The organism is Streptomyces sp. RPT161 (assembly GCF_027533845.1).
Taxonomy (GTDB): domain Bacteria; phylum Actinomycetota; class Actinomycetes; order Streptomycetales; family Streptomycetaceae; genus Streptantibioticus_A; species Streptantibioticus_A silvisoli_A.
Window position 1 is genome coordinate 22,178 of sequence record NZ_JAPZVN010000025.1, and the last position, 18,511, is coordinate 40,688.

General features: G+C 68.8%; 16 protein-coding genes and 1 pseudogene. 8 read left to right on the forward strand and 9 right to left on the reverse strand.

Annotated features, from left to right (window positions below; all coding sequences use genetic code 11):
- Positions 1-460: 460 nt before the first annotated feature.
- The 3 genes from O5O46_RS30865 to O5O46_RS30875 all read left to right on the forward strand — a co-directional run bounded on the left by O5O46_RS30865 (position 461) and on the right by O5O46_RS30875 (position 4,833).
- On the forward strand, positions 461-1,777 hold the full coding sequence (locus O5O46_RS30865; RefSeq protein ID WP_269858995.1) for an MFS transporter: 1,317 nt from the start codon (positions 461-463) through the stop codon (positions 1,775-1,777).
- Between the two features lie 277 nt (positions 1,778-2,054).
- Complete coding sequence (locus tag O5O46_RS30870; RefSeq protein ID WP_269858934.1) at positions 2,055-4,058, forward strand: putative Ig domain-containing protein; 2,004 nt, start codon at positions 2,055-2,057, stop codon at positions 4,056-4,058.
- Between the two features lie 274 nt (positions 4,059-4,332).
- Positions 4,333-4,833, forward strand: a complete 501-nt coding sequence (locus O5O46_RS30875) for an FBP domain-containing protein (protein WP_269858935.1) — start codon at positions 4,333-4,335, stop codon at positions 4,831-4,833.
- 46 nt (positions 4,834-4,879) lie between these two features.
- Here O5O46_RS30875 and bla read toward each other — a convergent pair whose 3' ends face one another.
- Entirely contained in the window at positions 4,880-5,809 is a 930-nt protein-coding gene (gene bla, locus O5O46_RS30880; RefSeq protein WP_269858936.1) for a class A beta-lactamase, read from the reverse strand.
- Between the two features lie 181 nt (positions 5,810-5,990).
- Positions 5,991-7,442, reverse strand: coding sequence for a cytochrome P450 (locus tag O5O46_RS30885; protein ID WP_269858937.1), 1,452 nt, complete (start codon positions 7,440-7,442; stop codon positions 5,991-5,993).
- A 330-nt stretch (positions 7,443-7,772) separates the two neighbouring features.
- On the opposite strand from O5O46_RS30885, the gene O5O46_RS30890 reads away from it, so the two are divergent.
- The 3 genes from O5O46_RS30890 (at position 7,773) to O5O46_RS30895 (ending at position 10,663) form a co-directional block, all read left to right on the forward strand.
- Positions 7,773-9,155: an L-lactate MFS transporter gene (locus O5O46_RS30890; RefSeq protein WP_269858938.1), complete on the forward strand. Its 1,383-nt coding sequence runs from the start codon at positions 7,773-7,775 to the stop codon at positions 9,153-9,155.
- The gene (locus O5O46_RS35715; RefSeq protein ID WP_443072668.1) at positions 9,152-9,259 is read left to right on the forward strand and encodes an MFS transporter small subunit; all 108 of its coding nucleotides are present in this window, start codon (positions 9,152-9,154) and stop codon (positions 9,257-9,259) included. The genes O5O46_RS30890 and O5O46_RS35715 overlap by 4 nt, the downstream gene beginning before the upstream one ends.
- A 285-nt stretch (positions 9,260-9,544) precedes the next feature.
- On the forward strand, positions 9,545-10,663 hold the full coding sequence (locus O5O46_RS30895; RefSeq protein WP_269858939.1) for an amidohydrolase family protein: 1,119 nt from the start codon (positions 9,545-9,547) through the stop codon (positions 10,661-10,663).
- Positions 10,664-10,802: 139 nt separating this feature from the next.
- On the opposite strand, the gene O5O46_RS30900 is transcribed toward O5O46_RS30895, so the two are convergent.
- The 4 genes and pseudogenes from O5O46_RS30900 to O5O46_RS30915 form a co-directional block, all read right to left on the reverse strand.
- On the reverse strand, positions 10,803-11,354 hold the full coding sequence (locus O5O46_RS30900; RefSeq protein ID WP_269858940.1) for a DinB family protein: 552 nt from the start codon (positions 11,352-11,354) through the stop codon (positions 10,803-10,805).
- 8 nt (positions 11,355-11,362) lie between these two features.
- Entirely contained in the window at positions 11,363-13,270 is a 1,908-nt protein-coding gene (locus O5O46_RS30905) for an N-acetylmuramoyl-L-alanine amidase (protein ID WP_443072669.1), read from the reverse strand.
- A 336-nt stretch (positions 13,271-13,606) separates the two neighbouring features.
- A pseudogene (locus tag O5O46_RS30910) lies at positions 13,607-13,966 on the reverse strand (DNA-3-methyladenine glycosylase 2 family protein); the annotation flags it as partial.
- A gap of 52 nt (positions 13,967-14,018) precedes the next feature.
- Positions 14,019-14,390, reverse strand: coding sequence for a VOC family protein (locus tag O5O46_RS30915; RefSeq protein ID WP_269858942.1), 372 nt, complete (start codon positions 14,388-14,390; stop codon positions 14,019-14,021).
- An 80-nt stretch (positions 14,391-14,470) separates the two neighbouring features.
- Here O5O46_RS30915 and O5O46_RS30920 point away from each other — a divergent pair, with 80 nt between their 5' ends.
- Positions 14,471-14,932, forward strand: coding sequence for a MarR family winged helix-turn-helix transcriptional regulator (locus O5O46_RS30920; RefSeq protein ID WP_269858943.1), 462 nt, complete (start codon positions 14,471-14,473; stop codon positions 14,930-14,932).
- A gap of 246 nt (positions 14,933-15,178) precedes the next feature.
- On the opposite strand, the gene O5O46_RS30925 is transcribed toward O5O46_RS30920, so the two are convergent.
- A complete protein-coding gene (locus O5O46_RS30925; RefSeq protein ID WP_269858944.1) occupies positions 15,179-16,144 on the reverse strand; it encodes an LLM class F420-dependent oxidoreductase in 966 nt (321 codons plus the stop codon).
- A 414-nt stretch (positions 16,145-16,558) separates the two neighbouring features.
- Here O5O46_RS30925 and O5O46_RS30930 point away from each other — a divergent pair, with 414 nt between their 5' ends.
- Positions 16,559-16,915: a YciI family protein gene (locus tag O5O46_RS30930; protein ID WP_269858945.1), complete on the forward strand. Its 357-nt coding sequence runs from the start codon at positions 16,559-16,561 to the stop codon at positions 16,913-16,915.
- A 63-nt stretch (positions 16,916-16,978) separates the two neighbouring features.
- Here O5O46_RS30930 and O5O46_RS30935 read toward each other — a convergent pair whose 3' ends face one another.
- Positions 16,979-17,593 (reverse strand): GOLPH3/VPS74 family protein, encoded by a 615-nt coding sequence (locus O5O46_RS30935; protein ID WP_269858946.1) that lies wholly within the window; start codon positions 17,591-17,593, stop codon positions 16,979-16,981.
- Positions 17,594-17,722: 129 nt separating this feature from the next.
- Entirely contained in the window at positions 17,723-18,442 is a 720-nt protein-coding gene (locus O5O46_RS30940) for a CTP synthase C-terminal region-related (seleno)protein (RefSeq protein ID WP_269858947.1), read from the reverse strand.
- Between the last annotated feature and the right edge of the window lie 69 nt (positions 18,443-18,511).

Genomic DNA, 18,511 nt, shown 5'->3' on the forward strand with positions numbered 1-18,511 from the left:
ATGAAGACCGCGGCGGCCGCGAATCAGTCACGCATAGGTAACTCCACGAGCCCGCCACTTCAGCGATGTGATTGTGCGAAGGCCTTCCGTTACGCCGTGGCGTCGTGCCCACCAGGCGGCGCAAGTGCAGTCGCAGGTTGGCGGCGCTGCCTGAAGCGGCAGACCAGCGCCACTCGCTGGGGTAACTGAGCACGGCTCACCCCTTCGGTGCAGCCCATCAGACGGAGCGCTTCGCCCGCCGGGCGCTCCGCGGGCCGAACGAAGCGGTGGGACTCCCCATACCGGCGGCACAGCGCAGGCGACTTCCGCCGTTCCGCACGATGATCGAGAGGCGATCCACTTCCTTCTTGCCCACATCTCCGTGAGAGGAACTCCCATGCCACCGCGCCTGCGCGCGGCGGTGCGCCGTTTCGTACGACCCCGCCAGCTCACCCGTACGTCCCATCAGTCGCGCACCGCCATGCTGGCCCTGGTGGCCGTCTACGCCGCCGGTTCGCTCGCCGGATACCTTCTCCCCAGCGTCGTCGAACGTATGACCAGTTGCCTGCGGCTGACGGCCGGGCAGGCCGGCGCGGTCGGCAGTGCGTTGCTGTTCGCCTCCGCCGGTGCGGGTTTCGCCTTCGCCTCACGGGTCGCCCGGATCGGTCCCAAACGATTGGCCAGGGCCGGGCTGTCGCTCGCCGCCGGTGGATTCGCCGTCGCCGCCTGCGCTGACTGCGCGCCGCTGGTGGTGGTGGGCAGCGTCGCCGGGGGATTCGGTTCCGGTACGGCGACGGCGGTGGCCTCCGTCGGCATCGCCGACCGGCCGGACCCGCAGCGGGCCTCGGTGCTGGCTCTTTTGGCCACGTCGGCTGCCGCGGCCGGGATGTATCTGCTGCTGCCGCGACTCGGCGGCGGCCACCAGTTGCCTTTCGCGGCCCTTGCCTGCGTCACCGCGGGCGTGCTGCCCGCGGTACGACGGCTGCCGTCGGTGCCCCAGCGTACGGAACGCCGGGCGGGCGTCACCGCCGGTCGGCTGCCGGGCATGGTGCTCGTGGGCGCCACGCTGGGCTGGTCCGTCGTACAGACCGCGCTGTGGAGCGTCAGCAGCCGGATCGGCCTGGAACGGGTCGGTCTGTCCGAGACCGCGCTCGGAGTGGTCCTGGCCTTGGCGCTCGGTGGCGGTCTTGCCGGGGTGGTCGGCGCCGGGGCGCTCGGCTCCCGGCTGGGGCGGGCGGTGCCGGTCGGGGTGGGCACCGCTGTCATCGCGGTGTGCGTCACGGTCAGTTCGGTGAGCCGGGCGGCGTGGGCGTTCACCGCGGGGGAGGTGTTGTGGAACACCGTCTACCCCGTGGTGTTCTCCCATCTGATCGGCGTAGCCGCCTCCATCGGCGCCCACGGACGATGGGTGGTGTTCGCCGGTTCGGCGTCATCCCTGGGTGTCGCGGGCGGGCCGGTCACCGGAACGCTCTTGTCCAGCCGTGCCGGATATCCGGCGATGGGCGCGGTCCTCGGCACCACCTTGCTGTTGGCCGCGATCCCGCTGACCGCGGTGGCGCTGCACGCCGACGGCCGGGCGGTACGGCGACGTGTTGCCGGGGCGGCCGGCGCGCGTGCTGTCCCGTTGCCGGAGCCGGAGCCCCCCGCCCTCCTCGGCGTGGATCCGACTCCGCTTGTGGAGATACCAGGGCTGGTCCGCGATGCGGGCGAGTCGGACATGCCGCCTGAAACAGCCACCCAGGCAGGCGGTCCCGGAGGGGCTCCGGGCACGCCTCCCACGGGGTTGGTCAGCGTCTAGCGGCAGTTCCGGTGTGGCCTGCGGTGCCACTTTGAACAGCGCGTACGGACCTCCTTCACGCTGCGCGGCCCGCCGCCGTCGCCCGACGCGTGAGTTCCGCGTGGCCGTCAACTCCGGGCATCGAGGGCGACTTGGCAAACAGCGCGGCTTTGCCCACACATGACTGCTTGTTCAACTACCGGTCATACGGGAGGTCTTCACGAGCCATCAGTCCCGTGCCTTACTAATGGGCGCGCTACGCGCGTTGCACCTTCCGGACTACGACAGGAGCCCCCGGATGAGCGTCACCCGCCGTCTGAGACATGCCGTGGTGGCCGGCGCCACAGCCGCGGCAGCCGTGCTCGTGCCCACCATCGCCCACGCCGCCAGCGCCTACTCGTTGGTGATCCTGCCCGACCAGGGCGAGAGCGCGATCTACGACTTCGTGAACTCGGCCACGAAGTCGATCGACATGACCATCTACGAACTGCGTGACACCACCCTGGTCAACGACCTGGTGAACAAGGAGAAGGCGGGCGTGCAGGTCCGCGTCATCCTGGACGCACAGCACACCTCCGTGAACGGCGCCGCGTACAACGCGCTGTCCGCGGGCGGAGTCGGAGTCACCTACTCGTCCTCGGCGTACGTCTACACCCACCAGAAGACGATCACCGTGGACGGCGCCAGGTCCTACGTCAGCACCGGGAACTTCGACACCACGTACTACAGCACCTCACGCGACTACGGTGTCTTCGACAGCGACAGCAACGACGTCGCCGCGATCGAGCAGGTCTTCGACGCCGACTACGCCAAGACCTCGATCACCCCGTCCGACGGCGACAACCTGGTCTGGTCGCCCACCGACTCGCAGAGCCACCTGCTGTCGCTGGTCAACGGCGCACAGCACAGCCTGGACGTCGAGGAGGAGGAGTTCGGCGACACCGCCCTGGTCAACGCCGTCGTCGCGGACGCCCAGCGCGGCGTCACCGTACGCGTGGTCGCGGAGAACCAGAACTCGTCGTACACCAGCCAGCTCAACCAGGTCACCGCGGCGGGTGGCAAGGTGACCACCTACACCAGCTCGACCGGCTACTACATCCACGCCAAGGCGATCGTCGCGGACTACGGCACGTCAACTGCCAGGGCCTTCGCGGGGTCGGAGAACTTCTCCGACAACTCCCTCAACCACAACCGGGAGTTGGGTCTGATCACCACGGACTCGGGTGTGCTGAGCGGCATCGAGTCAGCGTTCAACGCGGACTTCAACCAGTCCACTGGCAGCAACGTCACCGTGACCAACCCCGGTGACCAGACGAGCACGGTGGGTGCCTCGGCCAACCTGCAGATCGCGGCGACCGACACCGCGGGCGGCACGCTCTCCTATGCGGCCACCGGCCTGCCCTCGGGGCTGTCAATCGATTCCTCGACGGGTCTGATATCCGGTACGCCGACCGCGGCGGGTACGTCCACCGTCACCATCACCGCCACCGACTCCACGGGCCCCTCCGGTACCACGTCCTTCACCTGGACCGTGAAACCCGCCGCGGGCAACACGGTCACGGTGACCGACCCGGGTAACCAGACGGGCACGGTGGGCACCGCCGCCAGCCTGCAGGTCCACGCGAGCGACTCGGCGTCCGGTCAGAGCCTCACGTACAGCGCCAGCGGGCTGCCTTCGGGCCTGTCGATCAGCTCGTCGACGGGTCTGATTTCGGGTACGCCGACCGCGGCGGGTACGTCCACCGTCACCATCACCGCCACCGACTCCACCAACGCGAGCGGCAGCGCCACCTTCACCTGGACCGTCAAGCCCTCGTCCAGTGGTTGCAGCCCCGCACAACTGCTGGGCAACCCCGGCTTCGAGACCGGCAGCGCGGCACCCTGGTCAGCGTCTTCCGGTGTGATCAACAACAGCAGCAGCGAGCCCCCGCACAGTGGATCCTGGGACGCCTGGCTCGACGGCTACGGCACCACGCACACCGACACCCTCGCGCAGTCAGTCAGCATCCCGAGCGGCTGCTCCAGCTACCAGTTGGGCTTCTGGCTGCACATCGACACCGCGGAGACCAGCACAACCACCGCCTACGACACCCTCACCGTGCAGGTCCTCAACAGCTCGGGCACGGTGCTCGGGACGCTGGCCACCTACTCGAACCTCAACCACAACACCGGCTACACCCAGCACACCTTCGACCTGTCGGCCTACGCCGGGCAGAACATCACCCTGAAGTTCACCGGCAGCGAGGACAAGGAGCTACAGACCTCCTTCGTCATCGACGACGCCGCCCTCAACGTCAGCTGACCAGCCCCCACCCGTGGCTCCCGTCCTACCGCCGGGGCGGGAGTCACGTCCTGGTTCGAGACCAGCCCCGCGCAGCGGTGGCCTGGCCGACCAAGACGGTCATCGATTCGGTCGGGACCCGCGGATCGCCGCCGCACGGGCGAACCACGAAGCCGGACGTTCCCGGCCCGCCTCGGGGCAAACCCCGCAGGTCACCGCCAAGCTGGGCGAACCTTGCCCATGCCGGAGATATTCATGCGACAGCCTGCCCGCAGCGCTGTTAACTTCACGCCCCATGGAACCACTTGGCGAGAACGACATACGCGCCTCCTTCGTCAACTGCTCGAAAGGTGAGGCCCGCAGGCTCAACCTGCCCCGCAACCTGGCCGAACTTCCCTGGGACGACCTTGACTTCCTGGGTTGGCGCGACCCGGGGGCGCCGGACCGCGGCTACCTCGTCACCCGGTATGACGGAAAGACCGTGGGCATCACGCTGAGGGTGCCGCAGAGCGGCCCAAAGAGCTTCGCCAAGACCACTTTGTGCTCCATGTGCATGACCGGCCACCCCGGATCGGGCGTCTCACTACTGGCCGCACGCAAGGTCGGCGCCTCCGGACGCGAGGGAAACACGGTCGGCGCCTACATCTGCGCCGACCTTGCCTGCCCGCTGTACGTACGCGGCAGGAAGGCGTCGGCGCTGGTGAGCCGCTATCGCGAATCCCTCACGGTGGAGGAGCGACTGGCCCGTATGCGGGCCAATCTCGACGATTTCCTGGGCAAGGTCTTCGCGGAATAGTTCCGGATCGTTCACTGCCCGCCAAGTGCGCTACGGCCAGGGGCGGTTACCTAGCCGTCTCGACCAGTGCCGCGGCCAGCAACTCCGCGGTCCTGGCGATCAGCGGTTCGTCCGCCGGGGCCTTCGGATCGTGTTTGGTGGCGAGTACGGCCAGGACGACGGGGGTGTGGTCCGGGGTCCAGGCGATGCCCACGTCGTTGGTGGTGCCGTAGTCACCGGTGCCGGTCTTGTCGCCGAGCGTCCAGTCCTTGGGGAGCCCGGCACGGAAGCGCGCCGCGCTGGTGGTGTTGCCCAGCAGCCACGTGGTGAGCTGTCGGCGATCGTCAGTCGAGAGCGTGTTGCCCAGCGTGAGCTTCGCGTAGGTCCGCGCCACGGCGCTCGGGCTCGTGGTGTCGGTGATGCGCCATGGCTCGGCAGAGTTGAGCCTGGGTTCCCACCGGTCGAGACGGGTGGTGCGGTCACCGATCGAGCGGCAGAAGCGGGTGACCGCCGTCGGGCCGCCGAGTTCGTGGAGAATGAGGTTGGCCGCGCCGTTGTCGCTGTACTCGATTGCCGCGGCACACAGTTCCGCGACGGTCATGCCGTGCGCCAGGTTCTCGGGCCGACCGGTGACGGGACCGTAGCCCGAGTCCGTGACCTCCTTCTCCGTGTAGTGGATGCGCTTGGCGAGAAACCCTCCGTGCCGGTCCAGGTCCCTGAGCACGGCGGCGGCGGCGATGGTCTTGAACACCGAGCAGATCGGGAACAGCTCGTCCGCGCGGTACAGCACACTCGCACCCGTCACCATGTTCCTGCCGAACACCCCAAGCCGCGCGGAGTGCTGGCGTTCAAGGTCCCGGAGCGCCTGGGCGGTGTCGGCGGCGCGCGGCGATGCCGCGTGGGCGGGCGTACCCGTGGACACGGCGGCGGCCAGCGTCGTCCCGGCACCCCAGGCGAGTATCCTGCGACGGCTCGGACGTGCTTCGAAGGTCTCCAAGATCGCGTTCCTCCAAGGCCGATGACCAGCGTTCTCAGGACAAGACGCCCCAAGTGCCCCAATGGTTCGCCAGCCTGGAAGGCACTTGCCGCTGTCGCGATGCCGCCCGTGGTGCGGCGCTTCGGCAAGTGGAAAACGGCACGGTGGCTGCTGCCACCGTGCAGCGCCCACCCGGCACGCCCTAGTGGACCATTCCGTCGCCGATCACCGGCACGCCCTTGCGCAGGTTCGCCATGAACCGGCGTAGCGCGGGGCGCGGCTGGTCCGCATTCGCCCCCGCGTCTGCCTCCGTCCTCTGGCCGGGCGTCGCCGCCTCGGGGGCGGCCGTCGGGTCGGCGCTGCGCGTACCGGGCGCCGGAATCGGCTGTGCGCGCATCTGGAACTTCACCGGGAACGACCGCATACCGCGAACATAGGTGGACGACCGCCACGGCAACTGGTCTACAGGAAGGCCGAGTTCGAGGTCGCACCGTTCGAAGAGGCGGCCCACTGCCGCGCTCACCATCATGTCGGCCAGGCCCCGGCCGGGGCACTGGTGCGGTCCGGCGCCCCAGGCGAGATGGGCGCGCGAACTCATCGCGGACTCCTCATTGATGGCGCTGGCGAACAGCGGGTCGCCGTGTGCGGCGGCGATCGACGGCATGACCACATCGCCCGCGGCGATCCGGAAGCCACCGAGTGAGGTGTCGGCCACCGGGTAGCGGAAGGTGAGGTTGGACCACGGCGGGGACACGATGTGCACCCGGTTGACCAACTCGCCGATCAACCCTGCCGTCAGACTGCCCCGTGCCCCGCTGTTGCCGGTCAGCACCTCCAGCACGCCGTTGGTGACCGAATGGGTGGTGGTGTCGGCGATGGCGACCAGTATCGCGTACAGCTCCCGGCCGGCCTGCTCCACCGTCAGCGACTGATCCGCGGCCAGCAGCCGACTGGTCAGGTCGTCGCCGGGCTGGGAGCGCTTGTGCGCGGCCAGTTCGGTCGTGGCGGCCAGCAGCCGCTCGATGGCGGCCGCCGCGTCAGGGCCGGAGTCCATCATGCGCCAGGCGTCCATGAAGATCTCGTCGCCCTGTTCGACCGGGAAGCCGAACAGCCGGTTGACCACCATCAGCGGCAGTGGCCGCGCGAACTGGGCGCACAGGTCCACCCATCCGCTGCTGCCGCCGTCGGCGAAGAACGTGATCAACTCGTCCACCTGCCGCGCCACCGCGGACGTCAGCGCGCGGGCCTGTGGCTGCCGTGGGTCCTGAAACGGCCTCAGTGCCGCGTCCACCGCGGTACGGGTCGCCGCCCGCCGCTGGTCGTCCTGGAACAGCAACTGGTCCACGCGGTAAGCGGGCAGCAGCGGCCAGTCGGACGGTATCCGGCCCTGCTGGAGCGCCCGCCAGTGCCGGACGTCCTTCTTCCACCGGCCCTCGTCACGCAGGACGTCCAGCACCTCACGGAAGCCGAGTACCAGCCACACCGGCACCCCGAACACCTCCACCGGCGCCACCGGACCGTACCGCTCGCGCAACCGCTCGTAGACCAGGGCGGGGCGAGTATCGAAGTCCCTGGTCATCAGGGGTTCGACGGGCAGCGAGTCCAGCAGCGAGGAGACCGCGGCGTTCGAAGCAGGAGGCAGGTGCGATTCCATGACTGTCCTTGGCTGTCCGATGCAACAAAGCTGGAGCGGTCCCAACGCCGCTCCATCCCGGTGCGGCGGCGGGACCGGCCGAACGGCATCGGGGACGCGCCATGGGAAGGGAGCAGCCCTCCTTGGCCGGACAGACTAACCGCCGGTGACCAGAAGTGATAGACGCTCACACAGGATAGTGGCCCACCGACCGGTTCTGATCGGCGCAGGTCGCGCGACGTGTGCCGTGATCGAGAACTTCACCAGTCCGTCACGTGTGCGGACTTGTTGAGTGGTGCGCGATCTCCCTACGCTGTCATGTACGCCGTCAATCCTGCCTGAAGGTCGTACATGGCATTGCTCGCCCCCACCGGAGTGCTCAGCCGCTCAAGGACTGTCGCACCCGAATCCTGGAACCGTTGGCTCGTACCGCCCGCCGCGCTCTGTATCCATCTCGCCATCGGGCAGGCGTACGCCTGGAGCGTCTTCAAACCACCGCTGGAATCCTCGTTGCACCTGGACGGTACGCAGAGCGCTTTGCCGTTCCAGTTCGCGATCGTCGTGCTCGGCCTGTCGGCCGCGTTCGGCGGCACGCTCGTCGAACGCAACGGGCCGCGTTGGGCGATGGCGGTGTCCACCATCTGCTTCTCCGCCGGATTCCTGGTCGCCGCGCTGGGGGCGGCCACCAGCCAGTACTGGCTGGTGGTGGTCGGCTACGGGGTCATCGGCGGCATCGGTCTGGGCATCGGCTACATCTCTCCGGTCTCCACGTTGATCGCCTGGTTCCCGGACCGGCCGGGACTGGCCACCGGGATCGCCATCATGGGATTCGGCGGCGGTGCGCTGATCGCCTCACCGTGGTCGGCCTGGTTGCTCACCGAGTTCGGCGCCAAGCCGGGCGGGATCGGCGCGACGTTCCTGGTGATGGGCCTGGCCTACGCGGTGTTCATGACGCTGGGCGTGCTGCTGGTGCGCGTACCCGCGCCGGGGTGGCGGCCGTTGGGCCATGAATCCGTCACGGCGGCGCCCCGGCCGCTGGTGACCACGGGACACGTCTCGGCACACAACGCCGTGCGCACACCGCAGTTCTGGATGTTGTGGGTGGTGCTCTGCCTCAACGTCACCGCGGGCATCGGCATCCTGGAGAAGGCCGCTCCGATGGTGATGGACTTCTTCTCCGGCACCTCCACTCCGGTCAGCGCGGCCGCCGCCGCGGGCTTCGTCGCCCTGCTGTCACTGGCGAACATGGTCGGACGCATCTTCTGGTCCGCGCTGTCCGACCTGGTGGGACGGAAGAACATCTACCGGTGCTATCTGGGCGCCGGGGCACTGATGTACCTACTGATCGAGCTGGTCGGCAGCGGTTCGAAGCCGCTGTTCATCGTTGCCGCGATGGTTGTGCTGTCCTGCTACGGTGGTGGGTTCGCGACCGTACCGGCCTACTTGAAGGACCTGTTCGGCACGTACCAGATCGGTGCCATCCACGGACGGCTGCTGACCGCCTGGTCGGTGGCGGGTGTCGCCGGTCCGCTGATCGTCAACGCCATCGCGGACGCCCAGAAGCACGCCGGGCGGCACGGCACCGCGCTCTACACCACTTCGCTGACCATCATGATCGCACTCCTGGTGGTGGGCTTCATCGCCAACGAGCTGATCCGCCCGGTGAACCCGCGCTTCCACGAGTCGCCCCAGTCCCAGTCCGCCTCGCAGCAAGCAACGAGGGCCGACGCATGAAATCCCGTCAGACCACGCTCATGGTGTTCAGCTGGGCATGGGTGGGCTTGCCGTCCGCGTACGGCATCTACGAACTGCTGCTGAAACTGCGGCAACTCTTCTGAACTCCGCCTCGGCCCAGGCGGTCTCGGACACAGCAGCGCCAGGACCGCCGCCGCGGGGTGCGCCGTCGCCTTCATCACCGCGACCCGCCCCGTGGCGCTGGCCGGGGGTTCTCGGCCCCTTTGGGCTTGAGTACGCCGTGTCACGGCGTGCATGGCTGGGTACGAGGGAGCCGGTTTGCCAAGATGGGGGAAGCGCGGTTCAACGTAGCGACACCTGTCAGCGTTGACAGCGCAGCAGGCCCGGACGGATGAACCCACCGCACCCGAAGGCAAGGGAGAGCCCGAATGACCGGATCGGCGCCGTCCGAGCCCGACACATCCCGCCGCGAGAAATCGGCTCTGACGCACGTTCGGGTCTTCGACGGCCGTCAGCTTCGGGCCCCGGGTACGGTCGTCATCGACGGCGACCGGATCGGCACCGACCCCGCGGGCGCACGGGTGATCGACGGCGGCGGTGCCGTGCTGTTGCCGGGCCTCATCGACTGCCACGTCCACCTCTCTGGTGCGCAGGACCTGCGTCGGCTGTGCGAACACGGGGTGACCACAGCCCTGGACATGGCAGCCTGGCCTCCTGCCATGGTCGACTCCCTGCGGAACGTACGGGGGTTGACCGACATCCGTAGCGCGGGCACCCTTGCCGTCAGCGCGGGCGGTATGCACGCCAAGCTGGGCGGTATCCCCGAAGACAGCATCGTGAACGGCCCCGCTGACGCGGAACGGTTCGTCGCGGCCCGGGTGGCCGAGGGCTCGGACTACATCAAGATCGTTGCTGAACACCCCGATGCCGAGGGCCTCGACCAGTCCACCCTCAACGCCTTGGTAGCCGCCGCACACGCACACGGCAAGGCGGTGGTCGCCCACGCGGCCGACTACGGCGCCGTCGCCATGGCGCAGCAGGCGGGCGCCGACGTCATCACCCACGCACCGCTGGACCGAGCGCTCGACACGGAGGCCGTGGCCCTCATGGTCGCCGACGACCGCGTCGCCGTTCCGACCCTCACCATGACGGAGGCGGTCATCGAACGGGCGGGTGGTGGTGCTGGCTTGGACTACGCTCCGGCACGCGCGAGCGTCACCGCTCTCTATCAGGCGGGCGTACCCGTCCTCGCGGGCACCGATGCCAACTCCACCCCCGGGTCGCCGGCACACGTCCCGCACGGCACGAGCCTCCACCGCGAACTGGAACTCCTCGTGGACGCCGGACTGACCACCGTGGACGCCCTACGCGCCGCGACCGAACTTCCGGCACAGCACTTCGGCCTGGCCGACCGGGGCGCCATCGAACCCGGCCTGCGCGCCGACCTCGTACTCATCGACGGCGACCCGGTCGCAGACATCCGCGCCACTCGACGCCTCAGGCGCATCTGGTGCGCGGGCGTTGAACACGCTCCGGCCCAGGGGTGATTGGGCTTGCGTCGAGCCCAGCGCTCTCCGAGACCGCTGGACACGGCACGGTCCCGTGGGCATCAGCGTGATGGCCTTCCCCCTACAGCACGAGACGCACGCGTAGACAGAACGACCTTGCCTGGGGTTCCACTCCGCATCACACGCCGACCGCTCCGTCGATCCGTTCACGGAGCAGGTCGGCGTGGCCGTTGTGCCGGGCGTACTCCTCGATCATGTGGATGAGCACCCACCGCAGTGACACGGTGCCGCGCCATGCGTCATCACCTTCGACGTCGAGGCTGGGCGCATCGGCGACGAAACCGTCGGCGAACGCCACTTCGGCACGCCACGCCTCCCACGCCGTCGCCACGACCGCCGCGGCGGGCAGCGCACCGGCGAAGTCACCGTCGGGGTCGTCCGCTGAGGAGAAGAGGGCTGGCGCGTCCTGCCCGGCCAGCACGCGTCGGAACCAGCGACGCTCCACATCGGCGAGATGCCGTACGAGGCCGAGCAACGACAGCGTGGACGGTGCGACGGACCGCCGCGACAACTCCTCCGCCACGCCCGCGCACTTCAGCTCCAACGTGGCACGCTGGGCCCCGAGGAAGGCGACGAGCATGTGTCGCTCGTCGCCGGTCGCGGGGCCCTCGAAACGGCGGTCAGTACCAGCGCCGACGAAGATCTCGGCTTTCCTACGTGGTGTGGTCATACCCGCAGTCATCGTCGGTGCGGACGCCCGGCGGACGGGTGGTCCGGGAACCAGGTGCCGTTCGCCGAGACATCGTTGGCGTTCACCAGGGCCACCCGGTGGTTGTACTGGATCGTGTAGAACTGTTCGGAGCCGGTCACGACGGTGTCCGGTGGGTTCTTGGCGAAGAAGTCGTCGGCGGGTACCGGGGGAGCGGTCGCCACGTATGCCTGGCCCGCGGGCAACGCGTAGGCGCTCAGCGGCTTTTCGGTCGACGGGGCGAGCCCCGGCGGGTATTCGGATGGTTGGGGGTAGCCCTCACCGTAGACGCCCACCGTGGACGACGCGTCGGCCGCGCTGATCACCGTCGCACCGAAGGCGAGCGTGGTGTTGCGCCCATGAGGATTGTAGAACCAGGCCTTCTGTCCGCCGAACCAGACTGCCGTCCAGTCACCGCTGCGCCCCGCGACGACGAACTGCTGGCCGGTCGACAGGGTGTCGCCCCAGTCGGTGATTTCTACGGTGCCGCCGGATCCGGCGGTGGGGTGAAGATAGGGGTCCGTGATAAGGGGCGCGTCGGCGTTGGGTTGGGTGCGAACGAACAGGAAGTTCGCCGGCTGGGTCTGATCGGTGCAGGTGGTGGTGGCCCCGGAGCCGTCATCGGCGGGGCAGACCCGCACGGTCTGGACGTTGTGCGCGAAGGTGGGTGTGATCGTCACGACGGATCCCACCGGCCCCACGCCGCGCCACCCCCAGTCGACTGGGGAGCCGACCAGCCGCATGAAGTAGGCCCAGTCCCAGTACGGACCCGGATCCCAGTGCATGCCGGCCACGTAACCGTCCACCGGACCAGGCACGTTGTCGTGGCCGATGATGTGCTGGCGGTCCAGCGGGATGTCGTACTTCGCGGCCAGATAACGCACCAGGTCCGCCGTGGCCCGGTACTGGGCCTGCGTGTACCACGTGGCGCCGTGAGCCGCGAAGCCCTCGTGCTCGATGCCCACCGAGTGCATGTTGAACCAGTAGTTGCCCGCATGGAACGCCAGGTCCTTGGCGGGCACCATCTGGGTGACCGTACCGTCCGCGGCACGCATGACGTAGTTCGCCGCGTCGCCGTTGGCCGGGTTCTGGAAGGCGTCGATGGCCTGCTGGTAGGTGGTCTCGGTGTCGTGGATGACGATGTAGCGGATGTCCAGTCCGTCCGAAGGCCGGTTGGCGAACTGGTAGTTCGTCGTCGCCGCCGGGACGAACTGGCAGTCCAGCTCGGCCGGGCAGTCCGGCGACGGCGAAGCGGAAGCCCGTAGACGGAGCAGGGCGAGTTGGCCGGTGGCCGGTTGCAGGGAGATCGCGGGCAGCCGGACCTGTTGGCCGTCGGCGGTGGCGCGCTGGGCCCCGGTGCGGATGGTCGCGTACACATCGTCGGCGAACCTCTTGGCCGCGCCCGCGTCCGGTGACTGGAAGTACCGTGCGACCGCGCCGTACCACTGTGCGGGGTCAGCGGACGTGCCGCCGGTGAGCGCCTTCTCGTACGACGCCAACAGCGCCGCGCCACCACGGATGTTCTGCAGATCGCTCGTACGCAGCTGCGCCGTGGGGGCCTTTGTCAGCTTCGCGGCGGCCGTGAGGGTGTGCAGGGACGGATCGTCGGTCAGCGTGGCGAGGTCCGCGCGACCGGCGGCCCCGGACTGGTCACCGGCCATCATGCTCACTGTCGCATCGGTGAGGTTCATCGGACCGTACCCACCAACGGTGTTGTACTGTCCGGCGTGCCCCTCCCACAGCGACTCCTGGTAGGAGACACCCAGCAGAACGGGCAACGGTACGTGGAACTCGGCAGCGGCGGCATCGAAATGCCGCTGTCTGCTGTTTGTCCTGGCAACGCTGCTCGGCTGGGCCGACGCCTGTGGTGAGAGGCAGACCAGACCCGTCAGCGGCATTGCGGCGCAGATGGCGATCGCCGATGACAGTCGCCGTGCTCTTCGAAAACCAATCAAAGCGCAGCCTTTCGATGGAGGAGTCGCCTTCGCGGCGCGCTGCCGCGAACGCCCGTGAGTGACTGCTCACCTCCTCCTCGGTCCCCGCGCGGTGGCCTTCCCGCTCTGGCACGGCACCACCGACTCATCAATGCCACCAGGACGGCCACCTGGCAACCGCTGTGACGTTAAAAGGGAGTTGTGTACCCGTTTCCTGGTCCTGAGCGGTCGAACGGCTTGGGAACGCCGAGGGAGCAGCGGAGAAGCGCACGCGCGCCATGGTGCTCCCACCCACGTCCGACACACTGGCCGAAGCCCCGGACAGTCCGCCATGAGCCCGGCCACCACCGGGTCGGCGGCGGCTAGTTGGGGGAAGCCGCTGCCGTCCATGTCGAGCGAGAGGATGCGGGCGAGCTGGCCCCGGACGGCCCTGCCGGGTGCGGACCCGGCGGACACGGGGTCCGCCGGGTGGTCGCCCCGGCCACCGGGTCACAGGGTGAACTGGGCCCGGACCCGGCCCTCGGTGCCGTCCGCGTTCTGCTCCTGCCGCACCGCGGCGGCCACCACCGAGTGGCCGTCGTCGGCAGGAAAGGCTAGGCGGACCATCCCGTCCCCCGCGTCGTGGTAGCTCGCGGGGGTGAAGCCCTCCAGGAAGCGCACACTCGCCGCGAGCGAGAAGGGGCGGGACGGGGTGAAGGCGACGGCGTGTTGGTCAGCCTCCGTGCACTGTCATGGCGTAGCCCCCGGGGCCGGTGAAGGTGAACGTGCGGCCGAAGGGACTGTCCGTGGGTGGGCTGACGATCGGCACCCCGGCGGCGGTGAGCTGGTCGTGCAGCTTCTGGGCGTCCGTGGTGCGGAACCACAGGGCCACCCCGAGACCGGGCTGTGCGACGCCGTCGAGATCCACGCCCGGCAGCGGCTCGCGGACGGCGAACGGGATCGGCTCGGTGGCGAACACCACCGCACCGGGAGGCGAGGCCGGCGCCCGCCGCAGTCCCAGGTGCTTTTCGCAGAAGGTGGCCGCTGCCTCGACATCGCGTACCTGCAGAGCGATGAAGTCAGGGCCGTCAACGATGACAGTCATGAGGCGTCCTCGATTCCTTATGTCAGGACTTTGACATAAGAGACTGTACGCACGGCCCTCTCCTATGTCAAAATCCTGACATGGAAGACCGAAAGTCCGTCGCCCCGCCGCACCCCGCTCACGACGTCACCGAGCACGTGGGGTACCGCCTCAAGCGCGCCGCCGCGGCGCTGCGCGGCGCCATGGACAAAGCACTGCGCCAGCACGGTCTGACGGTGCCGCAGTACGCGTGCCTGGAACTGCTCGACGAGCAGCCGGGCCTGTCCAACGCCGAACTCGCCCGTGGCGCGTTCGTCACGCGGCAGTCCATGAATGTCGTGCTCCGCGGCCTCCAGGACGCGGAGCTGATCTCCCGCCCTGCCACCACCGACCACGGCCGCGCCCTCCCCGCACACCTCACCGCACAGGGCCGCAGTCGTCTCGACGCGGCTCGGTCCGCCGTCTACGCCATCGAACAGCAGATGATCGAAGCGGTCCCGCAGCGGCGTCTGGGTGCCCTCCTCGACGACCTCGACGGTATGGCCGCAGCCCTCGGCGGTTGACCTGTCGCCCCCAACCGGCGCCGACCGCGCCGGGCCGCGTTTCGAGAAGACACTGCCCCGGCTCTCCCGCGCGTCGCGCGACAGGCCAGACAGCTGCCTGCCACACCTGGAAGAGTAGAAGTCCCGGCCACTACGCAGTTGAACTGCTCGGCTTCCCGCGGCTACTACCGGCGGATGTTCGCCGGACGGGCGGTCCCGCACCAGCGCACGGCCCCGGGCAGCTTGCTGGTGCGGCCGCGTGGTGGACTACAACTGCCTTAGCGCGGGCAGCAGTTCCTTCTCCGCCCAGTTCAGGAAGGGCAGTTGACTGTCGCCCCCGACCTGGACCAGGGCGACCTCGGTGAACCCGGCGTCCGCGTACGGTCGTACGGCCTGTACGAATTCGTCCACGTCGTCTCCGCAGGGGATGGACGAGGCCACGTCCTCAGGCCGTACGTAGGCGTTGGCCGAGGCGAAGGCGGCGGGGCCGGGCAGTTCCGCATTGACCTTCCAGCCGCCGCCGAACCAGCGGAACTGGTCGTGTGCGCTACGTACGGCGGTCGCCCGGTCCGGGTCGTAGCAGACGGGTAGTTGCCCGACTCGTGGTTTCCCGCTGCCGCCGTGCTTGTCGAACGCGGTCAGCAGCTCCGCTTTCGGCTCGACGGCGATCACCAGGTCGGCCAGTTCCCCGGCGAGTTCGCAGGAGCGGGGACCGGAGACCGCGATGCCGATCGGGGGCGGCTGCTCGGGCAGGTCCCACAGCTTGGCGGACTCCACGTCGAAGTGTTCACCGCGGTGGTTGACGTATCCGCCCGCGAAGAGGGCCCGGATGATGTGCACGGCCTCGGAGAGCATGTCCTGGCGTACGGCAGCCGCTGGCCAACCGCCCCCGATGATGTGCTCGTTGAGGTTCTCACCCGAGCCCAGGCCGAGCCGGAACCGGCCCTCGGACAGCAGCTGGACGGTCGCCGCCTTCTGCGCCACGACAGCGGGGTGGTAGCGCAGCGTCGGGCAGGTCACATAGGTCATCAACGGGATACGTTCGGTGGCCTGCGCCGCAGCGCCGAGCACACTCCATGCGTAGGGGGAGTGCCCCTGCGAGTCGAGCCACGGGAAGTAGTGGTCTGAGGTGACCGAGAAGTCAAAGCCCGCCTGCTCCGCGCGGACCACATGGTCCACGAGCTCCCGGGGTCCTGCCTGCTCCGTCATCATCGTGTAGCCGATCTGCACCATATGGCACGCTTTCCCGCTCGGTACCGTGGCTAACGTGTCTCCGACCGATCACCGCGTGGTGTGACGCGATCGGCTCAGTGGTCGCCCCGAGGGCGTTGTGGTCAGCTGGAGGTTCGCTGGCGCGAAGCGCCACCGGTGGCAGTGCTTGACCTGACGTCAGCGGTTCGCGCGATCCTACGCGCAGTAGTGGAATGGTTACTCTTAGGGCCGTTCGCTGTTATCCCACTCGGCGCTGGGTACCGGCAACCCGGAGCCTGCAAGGCGCGGGAACCGTGGCGCCGCCAGCGGGCCGAGGCGCTCCGGAGAAGACCCGGAAAAATTTTTCCCGGACGATGTCGATCCGGCCGTCGCCCGATCGACGCAAGGGTGAGAGGCGGGGAAAGAGTCACCGCCCTCCTTGATCGAGGAGTCACCATGCCGCGTTTTCTGTCGCTGATCCGCATCGACGAGCAGGACCACCCCATCAAGTACGCCACCCCGGAGTTCGGTGAGCGTATGGGCGCGCTGTTGGAGGAGATCACCAAGGCCGGGGTCATGCAGGAGACCGCCGGGCTCACCCCCACTTCCGACGGAACCCGGCTCACCTGGTCCGGCGGCAGGATCAGCGCCACCGACGGTCCCTTCACCGAGAGCAAGGAAGTCGTCGGCGGTTACGCCATCCTTCAGGCCAAGGACAAGGCCGAGGCGCTGGAGTGGACCCGGCGGTTCCTGGAGGTCCACGACGAGCACATGAGGGTCACCGCGGAGGTCCGCGAGATCACCGAGGGCTGACCCGGCGCCGCCGCCTTCGCCTCGATGGCACCGCTCAGCGCGGTGCCATCGAGGCCGCCGCTCTCACCACCCCCGCTGACGGTTGTTCTGGGCGGCCTCCTCCAGCCTTCCCACTCGCCGTCGCCGTTCCGTCGCCAGTTCCTCCAACGCGTACTCAACCGCATCAAGCACCGCCAGCACCGACTCGTCGGTGACGCTCGGCGTATCCGGTGTGCGTCTGTCGTGGATGCCGAGCGCCGCCACCAGGGCGGTGAGTACGGGCTCGTCCGACGCCCAGCGGTCGTCCGCCCGGCGGCGGTCGGGCGTATCGACCAGTTCCGTACTGGTGGTCTGGAACAGCAGCCAGCGGCGACGCCGTTGCAGGGTGATCTGTCCCTCCGCCTCGAACTCAGCCAGATACGCCGAGGACAGATCGCGGCCCCTGCGCCACAGCCAGTCACTGATCGACTCGTACGGTGCCTCCCGTACGAGCGAGGACGCGGCCTGGTCCAGCAGGCGATCGGCGATCGTCGGCTGGTAGTTCGGCACGATGCGGTCGCCCTCCAGGCTGACCGCCTGGGCATCCAGTAGGTCGACCAACTCGGCGCCCGCGAGCGCGAGCGAGAGGTCGCCTCGCTCCACCGGGCGATCGGACGCGATGTCCAGGGAAACGGTGAACAGGTCCCGTGGTGTGGTCATGGACGTCTCCACCTCAGGGGCGCTGCGGGCGCCGGAAGCATCAGCAACCAGCCTGCCTAGGCCATTGTCGCTCCGGGTGACCCGGGCTGCCAGTGAGGGGCGGCAGCCCGCCGCCGGAAGACCGGACGGTCAGGCCCCCCCGTGCCGCACAGCCGCGGCTGCCAGGCCCCGGATGATGGGATGCGGACGGGTGCCGTCACCGTGTAGTTCCGGCTGGAACAGGGTGGCCAGGAAGAACGGGTGTCCGGGGAGTTCGGCGATGCGGACGTCGCCTGCCTCGTCGGTGCCGGTGAAGCGCAGGCCGTGGCCGCGCAGCGTGTCCAAGTACCTTGGGTTCGGGCCGTAGTTGCAGTGGTAGCGCTCCACGCTCCGTTCGGCGCCGACCAGTTGGGCCGCCTGCGAGTCGGGAGCCAGCAGTACCGCGGCCTCGTGGCCGACCAGGGAGCAGGACAGGGGGACGATCAGCGCGTCCTCGACGCTGGACCGCGGTGTGTTCTCGGCGTGTACGACGTCGCCGAGACCGCACACGTGGCGGGCGTACTCCAGCAGCGTGTGCTGGAAGCCACCGCACGTACCGAGGAACGGGATGCCCTTCAGGCGGGCGGTGTGGATGGCCGCGAGCACCCCCGCCTCGCTGCGGTACGGGCTGCCGGGCAGCACCCAGACCGCGTCGAAGCCGTCGACCCCACCGGACCCGGCCGTCTCGGCCTCCTCTGTGGGGATCCAGTAGGCGTCGAGGTCCAGGCCGTCGCGGACCCGCAGGGCGTCCAGCAGTACCGGGACGCGGGTATGAGAGCGGACCTGCGGGGAGCGGTCGCCGACCAGGGCGATACGTGCGGTGTTCGTCATGGACACATCCTCGGCGGCGGTGCTCCATCACGTCCAACGATGATCCCTGGATCTTTCATTAGCGATGCT